Annotated in this window: 14 protein-coding genes; 8 read left to right on the forward strand and 6 right to left on the reverse strand. The window is 68.8% G+C overall.

Annotation, left to right across the window (positions count from 1 at the left end):
- The first annotated feature begins 18 nt into the window (after positions 1–18).
- From OHS18_RS20325 to OHS18_RS20335, 3 genes are read left to right on the forward strand one after another with little or no spacing between them, the layout of a single operon-like run.
- A complete protein-coding gene (locus OHS18_RS20325; RefSeq protein ID WP_328618099.1) occupies positions 19–306 on the forward strand; it encodes a hypothetical protein in 288 nt (95 codons plus the stop codon).
- Positions 303–1,778 carry a WXG100 family type VII secretion target gene (locus tag OHS18_RS20330; protein WP_328618100.1) on the forward strand — a complete coding sequence of 492 codons (1,476 nt, stop codon included), beginning with the start codon at positions 303–305 and terminating at the stop codon, positions 1,776–1,778. Before OHS18_RS20325 ends, OHS18_RS20330 begins: the two co-directional genes overlap by 4 nt.
- Positions 1,779–1,789: 11 nt before the next feature.
- On the forward strand, positions 1,790–2,386 hold the full coding sequence (locus OHS18_RS20335) for a hypothetical protein (protein WP_328618101.1): 597 nt from the start codon (positions 1,790–1,792) through the stop codon (positions 2,384–2,386).
- On the opposite strand, the gene OHS18_RS20340 is transcribed toward OHS18_RS20335, so the two are convergent.
- Positions 2,383–6,594 (reverse strand): FtsK/SpoIIIE domain-containing protein, encoded by a 4,212-nt coding sequence (locus tag OHS18_RS20340; protein ID WP_328618102.1) that lies wholly within the window; start codon positions 6,592–6,594, stop codon positions 2,383–2,385. The genes OHS18_RS20335 and OHS18_RS20340 overlap by 4 nt on opposite strands.
- Positions 6,595–6,617: 23 nt before the next feature.
- Here OHS18_RS20340 and OHS18_RS20345 point away from each other — a divergent pair, with 23 nt between their 5' ends.
- A complete protein-coding gene (locus OHS18_RS20345) occupies positions 6,618–8,123 on the forward strand; it encodes a serine/threonine-protein kinase (RefSeq protein WP_328618103.1) in 1,506 nt (501 codons plus the stop codon).
- Positions 8,124–8,172: 49 nt separating this feature from the next.
- On the opposite strand, the gene OHS18_RS20350 is transcribed toward OHS18_RS20345, so the two are convergent.
- From OHS18_RS20350 to OHS18_RS20365, 4 genes are read right to left on the reverse strand one after another with little or no spacing between them, the layout of a single operon-like run.
- The gene (locus OHS18_RS20350; RefSeq protein WP_328618104.1) at positions 8,173–10,317 is read right to left on the reverse strand and encodes a transglutaminase domain-containing protein; all 2,145 of its coding nucleotides are present in this window, start codon (positions 10,315–10,317) and stop codon (positions 8,173–8,175) included.
- Positions 10,314–11,465 carry a DUF58 domain-containing protein gene (locus tag OHS18_RS20355; protein WP_328618105.1) on the reverse strand — a complete coding sequence of 384 codons (1,152 nt, stop codon included), beginning with the start codon at positions 11,463–11,465 and terminating at the stop codon, positions 10,314–10,316. The genes OHS18_RS20350 and OHS18_RS20355 overlap by 4 nt, the downstream gene beginning before the upstream one ends.
- Before the next feature lie 4 nt (positions 11,466–11,469).
- Positions 11,470–12,435, reverse strand: coding sequence for an AAA family ATPase (locus OHS18_RS20360; protein ID WP_328618106.1), 966 nt, complete (start codon positions 12,433–12,435; stop codon positions 11,470–11,472).
- Between the two features lie 29 nt (positions 12,436–12,464).
- A complete protein-coding gene (locus OHS18_RS20365) occupies positions 12,465–15,029 on the reverse strand; it encodes a fibronectin type III domain-containing protein (RefSeq protein ID WP_328618107.1) in 2,565 nt (854 codons plus the stop codon).
- 374 nt (positions 15,030–15,403) lie between these two features.
- On the opposite strand from OHS18_RS20365, the gene OHS18_RS20370 reads away from it, so the two are divergent.
- The 4 genes from OHS18_RS20370 to OHS18_RS20385 all read left to right on the forward strand — a co-directional run bounded on the left by OHS18_RS20370 (position 15,404) and on the right by OHS18_RS20385 (position 19,786).
- On the forward strand, positions 15,404–17,167 hold the full coding sequence (locus OHS18_RS20370; protein ID WP_328618108.1) for a hypothetical protein: 1,764 nt from the start codon (positions 15,404–15,406) through the stop codon (positions 17,165–17,167).
- 107 nt (positions 17,168–17,274) lie between these two features.
- Entirely contained in the window at positions 17,275–18,138 is an 864-nt protein-coding gene (locus OHS18_RS20375) for a hypothetical protein (protein WP_328618109.1), read from the forward strand.
- A gap of 109 nt (positions 18,139–18,247) precedes the next feature.
- Complete coding sequence (locus OHS18_RS20380) at positions 18,248–19,042, forward strand: hypothetical protein (protein WP_328618110.1); 795 nt, start codon at positions 18,248–18,250, stop codon at positions 19,040–19,042.
- A gap of 24 nt (positions 19,043–19,066) precedes the next feature.
- Positions 19,067–19,786: a hypothetical protein gene (locus tag OHS18_RS20385; protein ID WP_328618111.1), complete on the forward strand. Its 720-nt coding sequence runs from the start codon at positions 19,067–19,069 to the stop codon at positions 19,784–19,786.
- On the opposite strand, the gene OHS18_RS20390 is transcribed toward OHS18_RS20385, so the two are convergent.
- Positions 19,783–20,076, reverse strand: a complete 294-nt coding sequence (locus OHS18_RS20390; RefSeq protein ID WP_328618112.1) for a hypothetical protein — start codon at positions 20,074–20,076, stop codon at positions 19,783–19,785. The two genes, OHS18_RS20385 and OHS18_RS20390, sit on opposite strands and share 4 nt — an antisense overlap.
- Between the last annotated feature and the right edge of the window lie 383 nt (positions 20,077–20,459).

Here is a 20,459-nt window from a genome sequence, read left to right on the forward strand (position 1 = left end):
ACGAGGGCGGTTCCGCGAATGAACGGATTCACCGTCGACCCGGCCGTTCTACGGCAACTTGTCAACACGTTGCGGAGCATCGACGAACAACTTGAACGGCTCGCGGTCGCCGAACCGCTGAGCCAGCAAGAGACCGGCCACGCACGGCTCGCGCACTCGGTCTCCGATTTCGCGGATCGATGGGGCGTAGCCCGGAAACAGCTGGGCCAGAAGATCAAAGACTGCACAGATCACCTCGAAAGCGCGATCACGGCGTACTGCCGGACCGAAGACGACGTCGTCCAGACTTTCGGAGGGAATCTGTGAGCTACCCCGCGCTGGGCCGGGACCCCGCTCCAGGCGACCCTGAGCGCGTCGAGAACACCGCCGACATCTTCCGCTCGGTCTCAAGCGATGCCAGGGAAGCTCGGAACAGGCTCCAGGCCGTCAGCGACTCCGGCATCGACGCCGTCTGGATCGGCGACGCCGCGAAGGCGTTCGAGCGATCTTTGCATGAGTTGTGCGCGGACCTCGATCGCCTGACGAACTCCTACGGCGAGGTGGGCGATGCGCTGACCACCTACGCAGTGGAGCTCAGGCAGTGCAAAGACGACGCACGACAGCATGAAGCTGCCGCGGAAGCGGCCGAGGCCGACGAGGCGAACTTCGATCGCCAGCACCGCGAAGCAGCGGAAAAGTCCGCCGCGTACGCCACCCAGTCACGCTCGGCACAGGGCCGGATCGTGACCTCCCGGCTGCAGCAGACCGTGAGCAGCGCCGTGGGTGACGTCGCCGGAGCGACCACCGCTCAGAACCTCATCACCCAAGACCTGCGGGTGAGCCAGGAAGCCGACTCGGCCAAGTCTCAAGCGGACGGTGACGCCCGGTACACGGCGACCCAGGCCGACTTGGCCCGGCAACGCCTGACCGCAGCTCGGCGCCTGGCCGATCAGGTGTCCGAACTGCAGCACGACGCCGGCGACAGAGCCGCGGCGAAGATCGACGATGCGGGCAAGGTCGCCGACAAGTATCACCACAACACCTTCGAAGCCATCTTGCAGGGCTTCAATGACGTCATTTCATCGCCCGGGTTCGACCACTTCCTGAACGGCCTCTCGGAAGTGGGATCCCTACTGACCGCCGCGGCACCCTTCGTCGCGATCTTCGCACCCCACGCGGCTGCCGTGATGTATGGGCTCGGCGTCGCCGCGACCGGGATTGCCGCACTCGGCCGCATCGCCCAAGCAGCTCAGGATCACCGGAAAGCCGGCGAAGCAGGCGAAGCCCTTCTCAGCTTCGGCTTCGCGCTTCTAGGAGGTGTCGGCAGAGCCGGCGCTCTGGTCAGACCGAGCAAGGAACTCAGCTGGTGGAAAGATGCGACCAGCCTCAAGCGTGACGTCGGCGCCGATTTGAAGCGACTGCTCAGTCCAGCCGACCACGGCAGTCATGTCGTGCTGAACAGTGCGAAGCTGTCCGGAACGGCCCGAAAACTGACCGAAGGTTTCACGACCGCGGAAGTGCCGCTGGGCATCCAGAACATGGCTCACGGCAACGCGGTCACGGCGGCAGCGCGAACGATCGTCGCCCGCGGCTACTTCACCGGTAACGTCGTCATGAGGCCAGTCTCGGTCATCTCCGCTCCGGTACAGCTGGGTACGACCGGTTTCGAAGTGGGCGCCGACCTGACCCACCACAACAATCCCGTTCCACCGGCAGTGACCAAAACCGCCGAGTACAGCGATTACACGTCCACCGCCTGGAAACAGCTCTGGGACCACACACCCCTCCCGAAAAAGTGAGGACACCCGAGATGCCGGTTGAAACCCCGACCCGCCAGGTCCGCGTCCGGTTGCCGAAGAGCTGGCTCGAAATCGACCCCCGGGCCGAGGACCTCACCGCCGAACTGATCCGGACCGCTCGCGAACACCACGGCGACGACGTCGACGAGGATCTGATCGGCCGGCTGGCCGGGCCGCTCGCGCTCGAACTGCGCCGGCTGACCACGAGCGTCGACCTGATCCTGGCCGGGTTCTTCGCCGAGATCGTCGACACGGGATCGCCGCAGCCCATGCTGATCACCGCGAACGTCGCGATCGCCCTGTCGCCGCCCGTCGGTGGTCTCGAGCAGGTGCGCCGCCAGATCGAGCACGACGCGCGCGACACGGACGCCGAGATCACCACCCGGGAGCTTCCCGCCGGGCTCGCGGTATCGACCGCCGGGCACATCGAAGTCAGCCACCCCGGCTGGTCGGACACCGTGCCGGCGTTCACCCGCCGGTTCTACCTCCCGGTGCCCGGACTCCACCGCGTCGCCGCCCTGACGTTCGTCACCCCGAACCTCGATCTCGCCGACGAGTTCGACGAGGTCTTCGCCGCGATCGCGGGCACCCTCTCCTTCAGCGGCTAGTCCAGTGCCACGGCCCGCCGCGACGCCAGGGTGATGTCCGCGGCCTGGCCCAGCACGGCTTCACCGTGCGACACGAGGTAGCCACGCCCTGCCGGAAAATCGAACGTCGGACGGGGGAAGTCCACCCCGAGCAGCTCGCCGCGCTCCGGCCGCAGCACCATCCCCACCTCGGCCTTGACGAGCACCTTCACCAGCCCCTGGCCGAACGTCAGCTTGTCGGCCCGGCAAGCGCCCACGAGCACCGGACTGGCGGGCTTGCCGAACTCGACCAGCTTCGGGTCGGGCAGGGCCAGCCCGTCCGCGTCGTCGACGAACAACACATCCACGCCCCGTTCCAGCACGTCGGCGAGGTCACCGATACCGACGACTTCGACCCCGCTGTCCGCGAGTGCGGCGTGCGCCGCGTCTCGTCGTGGGGCGACCAGCGCGACGCGGTGGCCGCGGCGCGACGCGGTGAACGCCGCCGAGCACAGCGCCGTGCTGCGCCCGGACCGCCGGGGACCGGCGATGGTGACGACCCGTTCGGTCTCCAGGTCGACCCAGCGGGGAGCCAGCCGGTCTCCCCCGATTCCGAGCATGAGTGCCAGCCCGGAACCGGGATCCTCGCCGACGGCCGAGGCATCCGACGGCGAGATCCGGGACGGAAGCCGGTCGATCCGGAGCGGACGCCGGCCGGGCGAGGCATGCCACCGTTGGGCGGCGTTGTCGACCGCAGCAGCCAGGGCGGCCTGCTGAGCGGGACCCGAGGGATCGGTCGCCAGCAACGGCAGCTGCACGAGCGTGGAGTCTCCCTGGCACAGTGCCCGTCCAGTGGGCAACGCGGTGACGTCCGCGCGGTGCGGGAATCCCAGCATCGCCAAGCGGTCGTTGTCGGACTGGCGCAGGCTCAGCCGGTACTCGAACAACCGCGCGAAGGTCGTCCGGACACCGGAACCGGTTGTCGTCACACAGAACGTCACGCCCGCCGCCGGCCCGCTCTCAAGTACCCGGCGGAGCACTTCGGCGTTCCGCTCCTGCTCGAGGACTGTGTCGACGCCGTCGATGAGCACGATGAGGTGAGGCGGTGCGGACGGCTCGGCTTCGCGCAGCTCGTTCAAGTTCGTCACTCCGAAGTCGGCGAACAGTTCCCGTCGCGCCTTGATCTCAGCCTCGAGCCGGAGCAGCAACCGCTCCACCCTCCAGATCTCGCCGGCGTTCGTCACCACCCCGGCGTGCGGCGCCCTGGCGACGTCGTCGAGCCCGTGGCCCACGTCGATGACGTGCAGCTGAACCGCATCGGGGCCCACGGCCCGCATGAACCCCGCGGCGATCGCCCGCAGTGCGCTGGTGCGACCGGACTGCGGCGCACCGACGATCAGGACGTTGCCCGTGCCCAGCCGCGGCGCATACGCGTCCTGCCGCTGCTCGTGCGGGACGTCCCGGATGCCCAGTCGCAGGGAAAGCTCCGCCGCGGGCAGCTCGTCGAGGGTGATGATCGGCCGCAGGGGCGGCAACCAGGCACGGTGGGGAGGCCGGAGACCGTCCGCGGCCGCCGCGGCAGCCACCGCGTCGATCAGATCGTCCAGTTCGGCGCGCGGCTGCTCGCCGGACGAGGTCGCCGGGCTTTCCGGGAGGTCCAGGTCCTGCTCCCGCAGAGGGGTGACCCGCAACTCAACCACTTGGACGGCTCCGCTGGGTGCCCCTGACCACGCCGTCTGCACGATGCGCAGGTTGTCCGCCTGACGCAGCACGGCACGGCCCTTCTGGCGCTGCCCGATCTGACCGGCAAGCGGACTGTCCAGGAGCAGATCGCTGCCTGAGCGGCTGACCTTCAGCGCGACGCGCAGTGCCGAGTTGTCCTTGATGTTCTTCTTCACGTCCCCCTCGGTCTGCGTGGCCAGCAGCAGGTGCACACCGAGCGCACGCCCTACCCGGGCCAGCCCGACCAGATCGTCCACGGCGCTCGGCAGCAGGTCGTTGAGCTGGGCGAACTCGTCGACCGCGACGACCAAGCGGGGCACCTTCGGCAGACCCGCACTCCCTCGCCGGGCGTCGTAGTCGGCGAGGCCGTTCGCTCCAGCCTGCTTGAACAGCCGTTGGCGACGCTCCAGCTCCGCATTCAAGGACGAGAGGAACCGCGCGGGTGATCCGTCGAGGTTGGTGACGGTACCGAGGGTGTGCGGGAGCCGGTCGAGATCCTTGAACGTCGCTCCGCCCTTGAAGTCCACGAACAGGAAATTCAGGCTTTCCGGGGTGTTCGCCAACGCCAGCGAAGCCAGCAGCGTGACCAGGAACTCGCTCTTCCCCGCTCCGGGCATGCCGACGATGACACCGTTGGGGCCGTCCTTGGCGATGTCGACGAGCACCCGGCCCGAGATGTCCACCCCGACGGGGACCGAGGTGCACGCGGGCACCAGCCGCCAGGCCGCCCGCACCGCGTCGGCATCCACCGGCGGCACCAGTTCCGTCAACCGCACCAGCTCCGGCAGCTCGGCCGCGCCCGCGGCGCCGACGACCCGTAGCGGCGCCAACGTGCGCGCAACCCTCTCAACCGCGTCGCCGCCGACCCGATCGGTAGTGATGCCGAACGCATCTCCCCGGTCGAGGCTGAGCCGGTCTCCGGACGCGGCCAGCTGCAAGACCGCCGTGCACACGTCGGGCAACGCAGACGGTGATTCGTCGAGACAGACGAACCGGACACCGGCGAAGCGTCCGCGCTGCAGCAGCTCGGCCACGTCCGGCCGTTCGCAGAGCTCGCGGGCGCCCGAGAGCACGACGAGTGTGTCGGGGGCGACTCCCTCGCGATGCGGTGACTCGAGCCGGCTCTGCGTTTGGTCGTTGAGCGCGGCCACTACCGGGGCCACCGCGTCCTCGGTCCACGCCGCCAGGATGCCCCCGGTCGTCGCGTACGTGTGCGGCAGCCACCTCGCCCATAACGGAGCGCCGGCGTGCGGGGCGATCACCACGATCTTCAGCTCGTCCGGTCCGTGCAGGACTGCGGCCTGGACAAGAACCCAGTCCAGGACGGCGCGGGTGCCGTCACCGGCGATCCCCAGTGCGCCCGCCGCGGCGAGGTCGACGCCGACCGGTGCGTCTTCGAGACGCGGTGCGGCCCAGCCGTCGGCCGGGGACGGGCCGCGCAGTGTCACGCTCGCGGTACGCGTCCAGCTGCCCAGCCGCAGACGCAACCAGTCATCGTCGTCACGGCGACGCTGCCACAATCCAGGTGCGGACGTACCGGCCCAGCTGAAGACCGTGGCCGGAGCCGGCCATTCGCGGCGCAAATAGGCGTCCTCTTCGTCGACGGCAGCGTGAATCGCGATCTTCGCCTCGGTGAGCCGTCGCTCGTAGTCCGCGGCGCTTCCTTCCCGCAGCTGCCGCGCGTTGCGCCGGTTGTTCCACCACATGCCCACCGTCATCACCGGCGACAAGAGCGCGAACAAAAGAAAGAGGTACTGCCGCGTGAACAGCACCATCGCGCCACTGATCAGCAGCGGGCCCAGGATCATGATCGCGATCGGGATCCGGGGCGGCGTGTGCTGCTGGGGAAGTTGCGGGAGGGTCACCTCGGCTTCCGGCCGCCGGGGGCGCGTCCGGGGAGCCCGGTTGACCAGCCGCCCGCCGTGGGCGTCGCTGCTCGGCGCGGTCTCTGCGACCACGTTCTCGACCGCCAGCCGCGTGCCGCCGACCTGGAGCATTTCCCCGGGCGGTAGCACCCGGGTTTCCTTTGCTCGCAGCACCGTGAAGTCCGCGAACCGGGCGTCCCGGCTCACCGACGTTCCGTTGCTGGAACCGTGGTCGATCACCTCGATCCGGTCGCCGTCCCAGCGGAGGCTGCAATGCACGCGCGAGACATCAGGGTCGGTCAAGGACAGCTGCACCGAAGAGCTTCTGCCGACAACGACGACATCACCGCGAGCCAGTTCATGAGACGCGCCGGCATCACGCCCGGACACGACCCGGAGAAGCGGTTCCGATCGGCTTCGGCGCGGTTCGGGCGCTACCGCCGCGTTTCCGAACTCGACGATCGCGCCGTCCCGCAGCGCGGATTCGCCGACCGGGTCGTCTCCGGCGAGCGGCCGGCCGTCGACGTAAGCGGTATCCGCACACCCGGCAGCTTCACGCAGAACGCCGACGACTTCATCGATCGTGTTCTCCGGTACGCATTCGATACCGAAATCGCGTAACACGGAGACCCGGGGATCGCGGACGGACAATCGGATACGCACGACTTCTCCCAGGGATTTCGTAGTTGTCACAGACCTATCGCCACCACGTCGACGAGCGCTACGCTTGGAACGTGCATTTCTCGACTCGCGGCGAAGAAGTTCCAGAAATACCCGGGCTTTCGCACCTGACCCCATTGGCGAGCGGTGGGTTTGCCACCGTTTACAGCGCCGTTCAAGAAAATTTCGACCGGCCGGTAGCCGTCAAGGTCTTCCACGCCTCGGCGCTGGATCGACGTGCTCGCGATTCATTCCTCGACGAGTGCCGCGCCATCGGCAAGCTGCCCAGCAACCTCGAAGTCATCACCATGTACGACAGCGGGTTGACTCCCGGCCGGGAAAGCCGCCCATACCTGGTCATGGAACTGTGCCGGCAGTCGCTCGCCGCGCGGATCTCCACCGGTGGACCGCTGCCAGCCGATGAGGTGGCCCGGATCGGGCACCGGATCGCCACCAGTTTGAACGCGGTGCACGGCAAGCAGCTGCTGCACGGCGACATCACACCACCGAACATCCTCTTTCGCGGCCCCGATGACCCTGTACTCACCGACTTCGGCCTGTCGCTGCTCGCCGACGCGGAGGGAGCGAGAGCGGAGTGCGCAACTTGGGAGCACGCTGCTCCCGAGGTCTACCACGGCTCCTCGACCCTGCGATCCGACATCTACGGCCTCGGTTCGACCCTCTACACCGCGCTCACCGGACAACCGCCCGTCCCCCGGCACCCGGGGGAACCGCTACGTGACTACCGCCTGCGTGCGGTCAGCACCCCTGCGCCACGGCTGCCTGACCACATTGCCGGGGCCGACTTCGCTGCGGTTCTGGCGAAGGCCCTTGCCGAGAACCCGTCGGAGCGGCACGCGAGCGCGAACGAGCTCGCGCTGGAACTCGCCGGGCTCGCTCCGGTCGCCTCGAGCAGCAGGCCCACCTCGGGAGGCTGGGCACCGGCAGCATCCGTTGCGCCCCCGTTGTCACAGCCGGCGACCGGACTTCGTCCGGAATGGCGGCCGTACGCCGAAGCGGCCAGCCAACAGGAATCGGCCGCCGCGACGTCTCTGCGCCCCGCTTTTCCCGGCGAGGAGGCGACGGGACGGCGGCCTACCGCGACCCGCTGGCTCGTGGCCGGTGCCGTGACGCTCGCGGTGGTGCTGGGCGGCGGAACGGTGTGGCTGATGAACACCGGCAAGTCGGCGGATATCGCTGTTCCCAGCCCAACCGCTCCGGCGCCCGGAACGGCCACACCAAGTACGGCGGCCACGGCTCCGGTGCTGGCGCCACCGGAGGACCTCGGGAAGCAGGTGCGGCTCTCCTGGACCGGCGCCGCAGACTGGGACTACGCGGTGGTGATCGCGGAGGACGGGACCGCTACACCGACCGTCAAGCTCGCCGACCGCCAGACCACTTTCACCGTGGACGTCGCCCAAGGCAAGCGGTACTGCTTCCAGATCCAGGCCACTTGGGACAGCGGCAACCGCACTGCCGCCAGCGAAAGTCTCGGGATCCGCCAGGCACAGTGCGTGCATCTAGGCACCTGACTCGCCACAAACGCCGAACGGGCGTCGGCTTGCCGGCGCCCGATCGGTTTCACGCTCGTACGGGCAAGAGACTTCGCACTGCCAGCACCGAGGCGATCCGATGGCGCAGGGTGCCCCGGCTGGCAGTTCGCACCGCGTCAGACGCCGACCAAGCCCGTCGCACCACATCCGGCGAAACGTCCCAGCCCGACCACAACGCCAGGTCGAGGCACTGCGAAAGCTCCGCGAGTCCATGGGTGACGGCGGCAGGGAAGCCTGCGCCGACTTCGACCGCGAGGTCCCGTACGGTCATGCCGGGCACGACCGTGACGCCGCGGTCTCGCAGCCGGTCGCGAGCATCGAGCCACGCGCCCAGCACGATCTCCTCCGGCGTACCGCGGTGGCGACGCTGCCGCCGGACGGCCTTGACGACGACGGGCGTCAGCACGGCGAGCAGCAGCAACGCGAGTGGTGCGAGCGCGGCCCACACCCACCACGGAGTGCCGTCCGCCGCGAGCTGCGGCGGGACGTCCGGCGTCGGCTGTGGCCGGGTGTCCGGCTGCGGCGGAAGGTTCTTGCGCGCGTCGTCGGTGGCCTGCGCCACGCTGCTCTCCTGCCTTCCGGCGTCCGCCGTGGCCGTGCCGGTGGGGTCGAGCGGCACCCAGCCGACGCCGCGGACCGCGACTTCCGGCCACGCCAGGACGTCACCGTTGTGCACCACGATCGAGCCGCCCGCCGCAGCCGTCGGCTGCCGGAACCCGACCGCCACCCGCACCGGCAGTCCCGCCGCGCGGGCGAGGACGGCGTAGGCTGTAGCGAACTGCTCGCTCGTGCCACGCTTGCTCGAGCCGAGGAAGAACTCCAGCTGCGCGTAGCCGTGCCCGGTCGGGATGTCCTCTCCCGACGCCACCTTGTAGTTCTTGCGGAACCACTGTTCCAGGACGAACGCGGTCCGCAGCGACGGGCCTGATCCACCGGTGGCCTCACGCAGATGCGGTGCGATCTCCTTCGGCAGCTGCCCGACCGGTTCCAGCCCGTCCGCCGCGCCGTCCACATCGGACGACGTCAGCTTCTTGGCGTCCACCGACGGCGGGCGCCAGAACAGCCGGTAAGCCAGGCCTTCCGTGGCCTGCGTCGACAGCAGGGTCCCGGTGGTGGTGTCCACCAGAGGGCTGGCCCCCTCGACGTGGTCGGTGCGGGTGACCGTGGGCAGCCAGGCACCCGGCGCCGAGGCGAGCGCGACGGCCGCTTCGGCCACCGGGCCGCCGGTTGGGACCCCGGTGAGGGCCGGCAGCGAGCTGCCCAGCGGCCGGAATCGCGCGCTGCTCGTCCAGTTCACCCCGTCGAAGCGGTTGAGTACCGATACGGTCCACCGGTCGACCGGCGCGGAGACGCGGGCGTGGAACACCTCGGCGGCCGGGGTCGCCAGCCGTGAGCCGATCTCGTCGAGCGGGTTGGCCAGCACCGAAGTGACCGCCGGCGGCTGGTGGTGGGCGGGCAGCGAATAGGCGGGCCTGCTCAGCGGCGTCCACGCCGTGAACGCCAAGCAGCCGGCCGCGATCGCCACGACGGTCACCACCGCCGGTAGTGCATACCCGGCGAGCGAACCGCGGAGCTGCGCCGTGCGCCGATGTCCAGAGGATGGCCCGGCCCGGTTCTCCGCCGACTTCGCCGCAGCCAGGACGACGACCGCAGCCACCGTGTAGCCGCCGCCGAACAGCAAGGCGTTTCCGTCGTCGGCCACTGAGAACGCCTGCGAAAGCCCGACCAGCGCCAGGCTGGGGACCAACGCCACCAGCGGGCTGCGGTCCCGGCGAAGGCATTCGACCCCGAGCACGCCGATCAGCAGCACCAGCACGGGCACGAACAGCAGGAGATCCGGCTCCGGTCGAGCGGGCCAGGTGCTCTCCAGAGTGCGCAGCCACCCGCGCAGTACACCGTCGCCCAGTACGTGCAGCGTCGCCGCCGTCGGCAGGACTCCGTCCAACGTCGGACGCAGCACGGTGGCGATGAGGGCCACCAGCCCCAACGCCAGGGCCAGAGGCACTCGCAGGACCGCCGGCGCGCGCACGGCGGCTAGGTCCGCGACCACCACTGCCCCGCAGACGGCCAGCACCGGCGCCAACAGCGCGGACAGCGTGAACACCGGCTGGAACAGCAACCCACCGACGCCGGCCGCGACGACCACCGCGGCGCACGCCGCGAACCGGCTCATGCGGCCACCACCCGGTTCCAGGCCGCTGCGGCCACGACAGCGTCACGTTCCTTGATCACGGTCACGCCGGGCAGCACGACCGGCTGGGACTGGCCGAAGTCGAACAACGTCACCTCTCGCGCCCGCTTGCCCAATGCGCCGACGACGGCGGTCTCGAACGTGCCACCGAGCAGGACCAGGCTGGTACCGCGATCACACCGTGACACCAGGACCTCCGGGTTCAGCTCGGCGGTGCCCAGCTCCACAGCACAAAGGGCGTCCTGCAGTACGCGGCTGCCCGTCAGGCCGCCTCGCGTGTGCAGGTCGAGACCGGTCGTCGTGAGCAACCGGGTCTGGGTACCCGCGGACGCGGAGGCGTGGGTGAGTGAAGCGGCGATCTCCACGGCCGCCTCGAACCCGTCCTCGTCGAGCGCCCCCTCACGGTCGTCGAGCAGGACCGTGAACCGGGGCTGAGCCGGGTCGACGTACTCGCGGACCATCATCCGGCCGGTCTTGGCAGTGGCGCGCCAGTGCACGTGCCGGAGCTCGTCACCGAGCACGTACTCGCGCACAGCGCGCAGGTCGGCCGAACCCGCCATCGGCCGCGGGGCGATGACCCCCTCGTGGTGGTGACGCGGGTGGGCGCCGAGGCTCACGCCGACACGGTGCCGACGAGGATGCACCAGCAGGGTCGACGTACTGCCGCCGCGGGCGTCCGCGACGGCGAGGCCGAGCAGGTCGGCGCGCCGGACGGTCAGCGGGCCGACGGTGAGCACGCCGCGCCGCTGGGTCGGCAGCCGGTAGACCCGCTCAGTCGATGCCCCCGGGGCGAGCGGATGCACGGCGAGCCGGGCGTCCTCGGCGGGCGGGTCGATGGCGGTGAACCCACCGCTGCGGCGGCGCGAGCGGTTGGTCAGGGTGAGCGTGGCCACCGCGGTGTCGCCCCGTTCGACCCGGTCGGGCACGAGTTCCCGGTGCACGTCGATGTTCACCCGGCGCAGACAGCTCAGCACGGCGGCGACAACCACGGCGATCGCCGCACCGGCGACCAGCCGCAGGAGCGGGAACCCCAGGCCGATCCCCGCGGCGAGGCAGAACGCGGCGGCACCGAGCAGGCCGATGCCGCGGCGGGTCAGCCGGAGGCCGCGCGCGGCAGGAATGGACGGCACGGTTTCAGCCCCGGACCGTCGCCGTGCCACCGGGCGCGGGAACCGCCCGCAGCACCTCGCCGAGGACATCGGCGGGCTTGCGCCCGTTGAGTTCCGCTTCCGGTGTGAGCACGAGCCGGTGTTCGAGCACTGCCGCCGCCACGGCCTTCACGTCGTCCGGTGTGGTGTAGCCGCGGTTGTCGGTCGCCGCCCATGCCCGTGCGGCCCGGATCAGGGCGACACTGCCCCGCGGGCTCGCGCCGAAGCGCACCAGTTCGTGCTGTCGCGTGGCCTCCGCGAGGCTCACGGCGTACGAGCAGACGGCCGGGTGCGCCTGGCCTTGCCGTACCGAGGCGATGACGCCGGCGAGTGCCTCCCGGTTCATGACCGGTCCCAGCTGCGCGGGCGTCGCGCCCGCCATGTCTCCGAGCACTACCTGCACTTCAGCGTCGTGACCGGGGTAGCCGACGGCGAGCCGTACGAGGAACCGGTCGAGCTGTGCCTCCGGGAGCCGGTAGGTGCCTTCGAGTTCGATCGGGTTCTGCGTCGCCAGGACCAGGAACGGCCGCGGCATCGCGTAGCGCTGCCCGTCGACGGTGACCGCCGCTTCGGCCATCACTTCCAGCAGGGCCGACTGCGTCTTCGGCGTGCCGCGGTTGATCTCGTCGGCGAGCACGATGTTCGCGAAGATGGCGCCCGGGTGGAACTCGAGTGTTTCGCTGCTCTGGTGGTAGATCGACGCACCGGTGATGTCGCCGGGCAGCAGGTCCGGCGTGAATTGGATCCGGTTCAGCGTGCCTTCGACACTGGCCGCCAGGCACCGGGCCAGCGTGGTCTTGCCGAGGCCGGGCACGTCCTCCAGCAGCACGTGGCCCTCGGCGAACATGGCGACGATCGCCATCCGGACCACGTCGGGCTTGCCCTGCACGACGCGCTGCACGTTGGCCGAGATCAGGCTGTAGGCGTCGCCCGGGGTCAGCTGCGGGTTCATTCTCTTCTCCTCGTTCACGAAAACCGCGGTCACCAGGTCAGGTGGTTGGATTCGACGGAACCGACTACGGCCCAGACCTGCTTGCCGCGGTAGCCGAAGAAGCAGACGGAGCTGTCGAACGCGCCGGATCCGTTGGTCCGCGCCGAATACGTGTAGTAGCTACCGTCCACAGTCGATACGCAGGAAACGGAGTAGCTCGTGTTGGCGGCGAAGTTGCGCGCCGAGATGGTGACGTAGGCACAGCTCGGGTCGGTGCACGTCGAGCCCGAGTAGCGGCCGCCCTTGGACACCGAGACCGCCGGGGGCGGGGGCGGTGGGGGTGGCGGGTCGTTTGTGCGAGCGGCCCCGCGGGACCCCGTGGGTCCGCGGCCGAAGCTGTTCTCGCCGGTGACGTAGATGTCGTAGGTTGTCGCGTATTCGAGGCTGCCGACGGTGATCGAGCTGCCGCTCGCGCAGCCGCCCGTCCAACGCTCGGTGCCGTTGAACACGACGTGGCAGGTGACCGCCCCGCTGCTGTAGTCGGAGACGTTCACCGTCAAGGTGATCTGCCGGTCGCCGCTGCTCGATGCTCCGGTCACGTCGACCATCGGCGCCCGGCCCGGAGTGGCATCCGCCGACGCCGGGGCGCCGTCCACGGTGGCCCCGGTCGTGCCGCGCTGGCGGGTCTGTGCCCGCACGGTGAAGGTGTACTTGGTGCCGTTCGACAGTCCGCTGAAGGTCGCCTTCGGCTCCGTGACCGTCTGCGGTGTCAGGCCATCGGCCTCGACTCGGTATCCGGCCAAGTCACCGCCGTTGAGCTCGGGCGCGCTCCAGGTGAGGGTGACAGTCGAGTCGTCGACGGCAGCGCTGAGGCCGCCGACCGCGGTGGCCGGCGAGTAGGGCGACACGGCTCCGCTCGACGGCGAGTCGGCACTGGACAGCCCCAGTTCGTTCGCGGCCGTCACGGTGAACGTGTAGGCCGTGCCAAGAGTCAGCACGCCCACCGCGGTGGTGAGCGAAGCCTCCGTCGACGTGCCAGCGGCCGTCGTGCTGCCGTCGGCGCCGTGCGCGGTCACCGTGTAGCCGGTGATCTGGTGGCCCTGGCCGTCGGCCGGAGCCCAAGCGAGCTTGACCGTGCCGTCCTCGCCCGCGCTAGCCGTCGGCGCGCCCGGCGCACCGGGAACCTCCGAGCTCGGCGTGACCGGCTGCGAATCGACGCCAGGACTTGTGCCGACCGAGTTGGCGGCAACGATCGTGAAGACGTAGGTCGCGCCGTTGCGTAAGCCCAGCACGTCGGTCTGGAGCTGGTTTCCTCCGGCACTCAGGGCACCGTCCGTGCCACCTCCGGCGGTCGAGCGCCAGCTCACCCGATATTCGGTGACGGCCGCGCCGTTCGCACTCGCCTCGCTCCAGGAGAGTTTCACCGTGGTGTTGCCGGGCTGTGCCTGGACCGAGTCCGGTGCTCCCGGCGCCTTCGGCGGCACCTTGGCAGGGTCCTTCGTTCCCTTGCCCGCCGGGGGCGCCGCGGTCTTGCCGTGTGGCCCCACCGGCGGCGGGGTCACCTGGGGCCGAGGTGTCTTCGGAGTGTCCGGGGACGGAACTTCCTGCTTCCCGATGCCGACAGTGGTGACCGAGCCGTCGTGGTCGACCACCACCGTGTGGGCGCCGTCCTGGGCGTCGACGTAGACCCGTCCGTCCTGACCACGCGTCATCCGCGGCTCGCCGGCGCCTTCAGGCAGGGGCGTCGTCGCTTTCTGCTTGCCGTCCGGGGTGAAGGTCAGTACCCGCCTGCCGGCGCGGTCGAGCACTGCAACAGCGTCGGTGGACGTCACCGGCGTGGCGAAGTCGCCCGCACCCAGTCCGACGGTGATCGGTGCCGACGTCGGACGATCTCCACCGACGCCATCGAGCCCGGCCAGGATCAGGTTATTGCCGGCCGGATCGACCAGCGGCAACCGGGCGGCGACCGCGACGGTCGCCGTGCGCGCGTCCTTGCTGACTCGCACCCCGAGGTTCGCCGCGGCACCGGCCCCCCGGTCTCCGAAGGGCGTCACGGTTCCCGCCGCCGGATCCACGAACACCGCCTGATCGCCGGAGGCCACCACATTCCCCTGCTTGCCAACGGTGTTCACCGGGCAGAGCACGTCACCGGCATCGCGCTTCACTCGGCACAAGGCACCGTTGTCGACCCGCTGGAACCAGATCGTGCCGTCGGCCAGCGGCGCAGGTTCACCGACCGTTCCGCCGGCTCGCATGGTGACGGGCGGCAGCTGCGCGAACCTCACCACGGTGCCTGCCTGCTTGTAGACGTAGTACGGACCGCCGGGAACTTCGAGGCTGACCGGGACGTCCCCGCCGGGTGCGGCCATGGTGGCCGCCACAGCGAGATCGGACTTGCCGAACACCACGGCCTTGCCACCGCCGACAGCGCTCAGCTGGCGGTCTCCCTGGCCCATCGCGACGGGACCGGTGAGCTGCACTTTCCCCGTTCGGGCGTCAACCTGCTTGGTGCCGCCGTTGACGTGGAATGCCGCTTGCTCGGCCGGGTTGTAGACCCAGTGTCCCTCCTGCTGGAAGTTCAGGTCCGGACGCGCATCGCTGGTGGCCGCGACCACCACGAAAGTGGTCGCGGCGAGGAAGACTCCCGCCCACACCGCTACCGCCGCACGCGTTCGCCTTTGCCCTGGCACCCGGCCTCCAGAATCGCTGGGAAATGGCCGCCACGGTTGGTCCGTCCGGCGCTACGCTCCTCTAAAGCGCCCAACGGGCTGCTCCTGTTACAAGCAGCGGCGGTTTCTCCCGGCCGAAAACGAGCAACCCAACAGGTGACATCCGTGGTTGTCTCCGCCGGATCGGCGGAGACGCTGAAATCGTTACAAGTCCATTTTCAAGAATCTGTACCCCAAAGTCGGGAGCAGAACTCAACGCGTTCGGGTACAACAAGGCCACCCTAGTAACACGCCACAGCTGTCGCAGCGACATCAGGAGCGTGATCCGCAACCGTGTCAAATGGTCGATCACGATCAGTGCTGCAGTCGTCTGCCTGGTCGTGGTCGGCACGATCGTCGTCCTCACCCGTGGCGACGACGCTTCTCCTGGCAGCCAGGAGAACAAGGCTGAGGTCACCGAGCAGGGTGTGACGCTCTCGATCGCCGGCATCACCGTCACCGGCCCGGCCGGAGTAGCGCCGGTGGGCACTGTACTCACTGCGGACACGGGCACAGGCGACCCATTCGGGACCGGTGCGGCCATGGTCACCGAAACCGGCAGCGGGATCCGCCTGGAACTCATCGGCGGCATCCAACCGGCCAAGCAGTTGTCGATCAGTTTCTCCATGCCCACGCCCCCGCCCGCGGGCGGATCCGGAGTTGTGCTGACCACTGCGTCCGGCACCACCGAAACACACCTGATCCCGGCGACGTTCGATTCCGGCCGCCACACTGTGACCGCACAGGTCGATCACCTCAGCACCTTCTGGCCGGGTTTCTTCGACTTCGGCAAGTTCACCGAATCCTTCAAGCGTTTCGCCGGGCAGACGACCGGAATCACCTCCGCTCGGCCCGACTGCGCTGCCCAGCCGGCTGCCACAGCCGGTGACGGCACCACCGTGACACTCGGCGGATCCGTCGCCGGAAATCCCGTGTGGTCGTGCCTCCGCCTCGAGAACGACCAAGCGGTCGTCACCGTGACGGCCAACTCGCCGATTCCATGGCTTCTCCACGCCGCGCCCGACGCGACCTTGGAGCCGACCGGGAGCGTGGACGTCTCGAAGGCAGCCGTGCTCGCCGGCTACAACACCCTCATCAAGACCAAGCCCTACGCGGAAGGGCTCCTCATCTCCGGCGTTCCTCGGACCTACCGGTTCCCGATCGCCAAACTCCCCGGTGTCATCACCGGAAAGGCCGACTCGGGGACCTACTTGGGTATGGCGTTGCTGTACGGCGTCGAGGAAGCCCTCACCGTCTTCGGCATCGACGCCGGACGGCTTGAAACCTCAGCCGACGCCATGCGCTGCCTCGGTGACGCGATCGAGGCAGCACACCTCGCAACACCCCCCAGCGTCGAAGGCGTGGCCGGTCTCACCAAAGCCGTGCTCTCCTGCGTGAGCACCGCAGCGGTCGCGGCGGGAAAGCAAGCCAGCGGACCGGTGAAGGTCGTGATCGGTGTCCTCAGCACCGGCGTGAGCCTGCTTGCCGCCGGACTGCAAGGAATCGTCCGCACAGTCACCGGGACCGACACCTTCACGGTCAACGTCGGCGTTCACATCCCGGCCGCCGACCTGCACCGCAGCAAACTGACCTCGGTCCGTGTCCCCGCCGCGCTGTGCGGCACCAGTGGCGACTTCACCCTGCGCAACGGCTCCGCCAGCGGGATCCCCTCGCGCTACGGCCCACTCGACGCAGGCACCACCGGCAAGGTCGTGTACGGCGATCTGGACGGCGACGGCCACGACGAGGCCGCCATCGACGTCTACTGCAACTACAGCGGCGGCAACGGAGTCCCCGGTCAGGGGTACGTGATCATCACCGGCCAAGGAGGCAAACCCGCCCCGCTCGGCGTGGTCACGGCACAGCGGCAGACTCCGCAGACATTCACCTCCGCGGTCGAAACGATCGCCATTTCCCACAACCGCATCGAGGCAACCGAGGACTGGTATCACCCCGACGACGCCGACTGCTGTCCCAGCGGCCGCGCTCACACCACGTGGACCTACAGCCCAGGCAAACTCACCCCGGGAAAACCGAGGATCTAGGCTTGGAGGCCACATTGCCCCGCCGACCGGCCGTCCCGGAAGCCGCTGGCGAGCTGGCGCGGCACCGGGGCCGGAGGTTCGAACAACACGACGTGCTCCTGCGGGCGATGCGGAAGATCACGACGGTCGACGCGTTCTACGTAGCCGAGTTCATCGGCGAGAACTCCGTCCACTACCACCACCAGTACGACGGTGATGTCTTCGATCTGCCCGGTTCGCATGCCGTCCGCCCCGGCGGGGTGGCGGACTGGGTCCGCCGCCATCGACGCACGTACCGGTTCTCCGCGGACGACGGCCGCCTTCTCAACAGCGGTATCCCGTTCGGCAAGACCGACGAGCTTTCGCGAGATGCTCTCGTGGTCCCGATCTTCGACGGCGCCCGCGAGACCGTCGTCGGTCTCCTCTCGATCCAGACCTACCAGCCGGCCTGCTACGACACAGCCGCGGTGGCGGCGCTCGAAGAATTGGCCAGTGCCTACAGCGCCCAGCTGGCACACGAGTCGGCGTCATCCCGCGACGAGGCTACGTCCGACGGAGCGACGTCAGCCTCACTGGTCAGCGACACGCTGACCGCCCTGGGTGCCGTGCACGACGAAGTTACCCGCGACCTACGCCGTGCGCAGACCGGTGCGTGTGATCCCGAGGTCGCGTTGCGCTCGGCCAAACGCCGGCTGGAACACCTACTGTCCGACCTCTGGGCTCGTGAGCTGCACGAACACCGCCGGGTCGCGGTTTGGCTCGCGACGCTCACTACTCGGCAGTGCGACTTGGTGCTGATGATGGGACGCCGGCTCGGAAACGACGGCCGGGTTCCGAGCAACGGTGAGCTCGCCACGGCGATGGGCGTCGCCGAAGCGACGGTCAAGACACACATCAACGCCGTACTGCGCGTCTTCGAGGCCGAAGACAAGCAGGACGTCGCGGCAGCGGTCTGGCGGCTCCTCGAAACACGGGACCATCGAACGAGCTGATCCCATCTCCACCCTGGGTTGAAGACAGTTCTCGCCCGCCCCTGAAAGGCTTCGCCGTCGCCGCGGAAGCGGCGGCAAACCGGAGAACGAGGCGGGGACAGAAACCCACATGGAAATCATCCTGAGGCTGCTCTCAGCCTGGGCTCGGGGCACCTCGCGCCGCGCGGGGGCAAACGTCGAAGGTCTGACCGGTCAAGCGCTCGAAACCGTCGTTCGGCAGGTTTTCGCGGTGGTGATGGAGAAACTCTCCGACGACCCGTCGATCCGAGCCTTTCTGGCCGCGGCAAAGGCAGGGGGCGACGTACCGGCTGACGCTCACACCGCGGCGTTGAGCACGCTCGAGCGTGCGGCGAGCCAGGATCAGCAGTTCGCTGGTGCGTTGCACGAACTGACCCCGGTCCGCACCGGTTCCGGACATCAAACGGCACAAAGCCCGCAGTGGAGTGTGACAACAGGCGATATCTCCGGGCGGAACGTCCGGATCACCAACCGGAACAAGGTGGTGAACTACGCCCGCCGGAACCCAGTGGCTGCCGGGCTTTCAACGCTGGTCTTGGTGGTGGCGATGGTCGCCGCCGTGCTGGCGGCGACTCGACCCGACAGCGGGCGAACCGGGGCCGAGGCTTTCGCCGGCAACTGGACCGCTTCGGATGGCAGCGGCATCAAGGTCTTCGGGGAGGACGGTCGCTGCGAGGGGTTTTATTACAACGGGCGCGAGCAACTCGACATCGGCGGGCCGATGACATGCGCGGTGAGCGACAGCCCAGGGACGAACGGCCGCTACACGCTGACCGTGACGCAGCAACCCAACCAGGCGACGTATGAAGCCGCGCTCGACTCGTCCGACCACATCTCCGTGTACACCGGCAGCGGCGCGCCGCTGTACGAACTCAGCCGCCACTGACCGGCGCCCATCGGGAGAACCGCCATGCGAAGGATCCACCGGCTTTCCGTTGCCGCCGCCGTCGTTTCACTCAGCGTGGCGTGCGGGCCCGCCGCCAATCAAGCCGCCGGCCCACCGGTTTCACCGTCGGCCACCCAAGCCACCACATCAGCTGCGCCAACGCCCACAACCGAACTGTCGGCCGCCCCGAGCATCGAGCACGGTCCGCTGCACAAGACCAGCGTGTTCCACCTGACCGACAACGACGGCTACCGAGCCGATGTGACCGTGCGCTGGTACGAGGAAACGGCGCTGACCCCTGACCGCCTCTTGCCCGGATGTCAGCTGTCGGGCACCAGTTCCGAGCCCGACGTCCCCCGGAACTTCACCGGCGTGGTCGCGGACGTGGAGGCGGTGTTCCCACCGACGAACGGCTTGACGTGGCCGAGCGGTTCGTCGCTCACGTTCTCGTTCGGCGATGGCAACGGGACGAGCCCCGCCGATCGCGCTTCGACCTGCCACACCGATCAGGACCTCGACAGCGTGGCCGAGATGCAGACGTTCTCCGTCAGCCCCGTATCGCCGAAAGCGACGTTGATGTGGGCCAGGTCCGCGAAGAAGACGCCCGACAACCCCAACGGAACTGTGCACAGCGAGCCCGACGGGTACAACGTACGATCTTCCCTATATCTGAAGGGGTGTAACGGGACAGGCGTGGAGAAGGGCATCTTGGACTGCACCGGTGAATACGGGCTCGATCGCTAAAGCTGAATCCCGGCGTAGTCGGTCTGGCCGAGACTGCCATCCCCAAGGTCGACGAAAACCCATTTGCCAGGGGTCGCGCTCCCCGGAATGCGGTACACCCATGTCATGTCCGCCGACTCTTCGGGCTGGATGGCGCCGGTATTGCTTTCGGGGTTTCCCTTGAGGTCGTGAAGTGCCTCGATCGCGTCGAACTCGCAACCACGCGTGTCGAGGAAACGAGTGTCGATCGGCAGGCTGCAGGTCAAATCCATGGACTTCGACCCGTTGTTCAGGACACGGGGCGTGATCACGAAGAACCGGTAGCAGCTCCCAGCTGCTCCGTCGTGTACTTCGCATATGAACTTCCAGGCCGGTATCCGCTCTTGTTGAGCTGAATCGCATCGACAACCCCGGCCGACTTGACCGTGACCTGGGCCCCGCCCTGAGTCAACGTGACCGGCAGTGGAGTCGGCGTCACCGAGGCGGGCGAGGCCGACGTGTCGGGTACAGCCAGATCGGCGCTGCTGCCAGTGTTCGAAGACTGCGTGGTTCCGGCCGCTCGCGGTGTCGAGTTGTCCGCAGTCACTAGCACGCTCACGGTAAAATGAAGATCGCGGCGAATACGGCCGAAGCACCGGCGGTCCACAGCCACCATTTGTGCTTGGCGACCGCACGACCGCGTGACCGGCTCGAG

The organism is Amycolatopsis sp. NBC_00355, from assembly GCF_036104975.1.
Taxonomy (GTDB): domain Bacteria; phylum Actinomycetota; class Actinomycetes; order Mycobacteriales; family Pseudonocardiaceae; genus Amycolatopsis.

Coding starts and splice junctions, on each gene's coding strand:
- OHS18_RS20325 (WP_328618099.1), top strand. CDS start 19: ATGAACGGATTCACCGTCGACCCGGCCGTTCTACGGCAACTTGTCAAC.
- OHS18_RS20335 (WP_328618101.1), top strand. CDS start 1,790: ATGCCGGTTGAAACCCCGACCCGCCAGGTCCGCGTCCGGTTGCCGAAG.
- OHS18_RS20350 (WP_328618104.1), bottom strand. CDS start 10,317: ATGAGCCGGTTCGCGGCGTGCGCCGCGGTGGTCGTCGCGGCCGGCGTC.
- OHS18_RS20360 (WP_328618106.1), bottom strand. CDS start 12,435: ATGAACCCGCAGCTGACCCCGGGCGACGCCTACAGCCTGATCTCGGCC.
- OHS18_RS20375 (WP_328618109.1), top strand. CDS start 17,275: ATGCGGAAGATCACGACGGTCGACGCGTTCTACGTAGCCGAGTTCATC.
- OHS18_RS20380 (WP_328618110.1), top strand. CDS start 18,248: ATGGAAATCATCCTGAGGCTGCTCTCAGCCTGGGCTCGGGGCACCTCG.
- OHS18_RS20385 (WP_328618111.1), top strand. CDS start 19,067: ATGCGAAGGATCCACCGGCTTTCCGTTGCCGCCGCCGTCGTTTCACTC.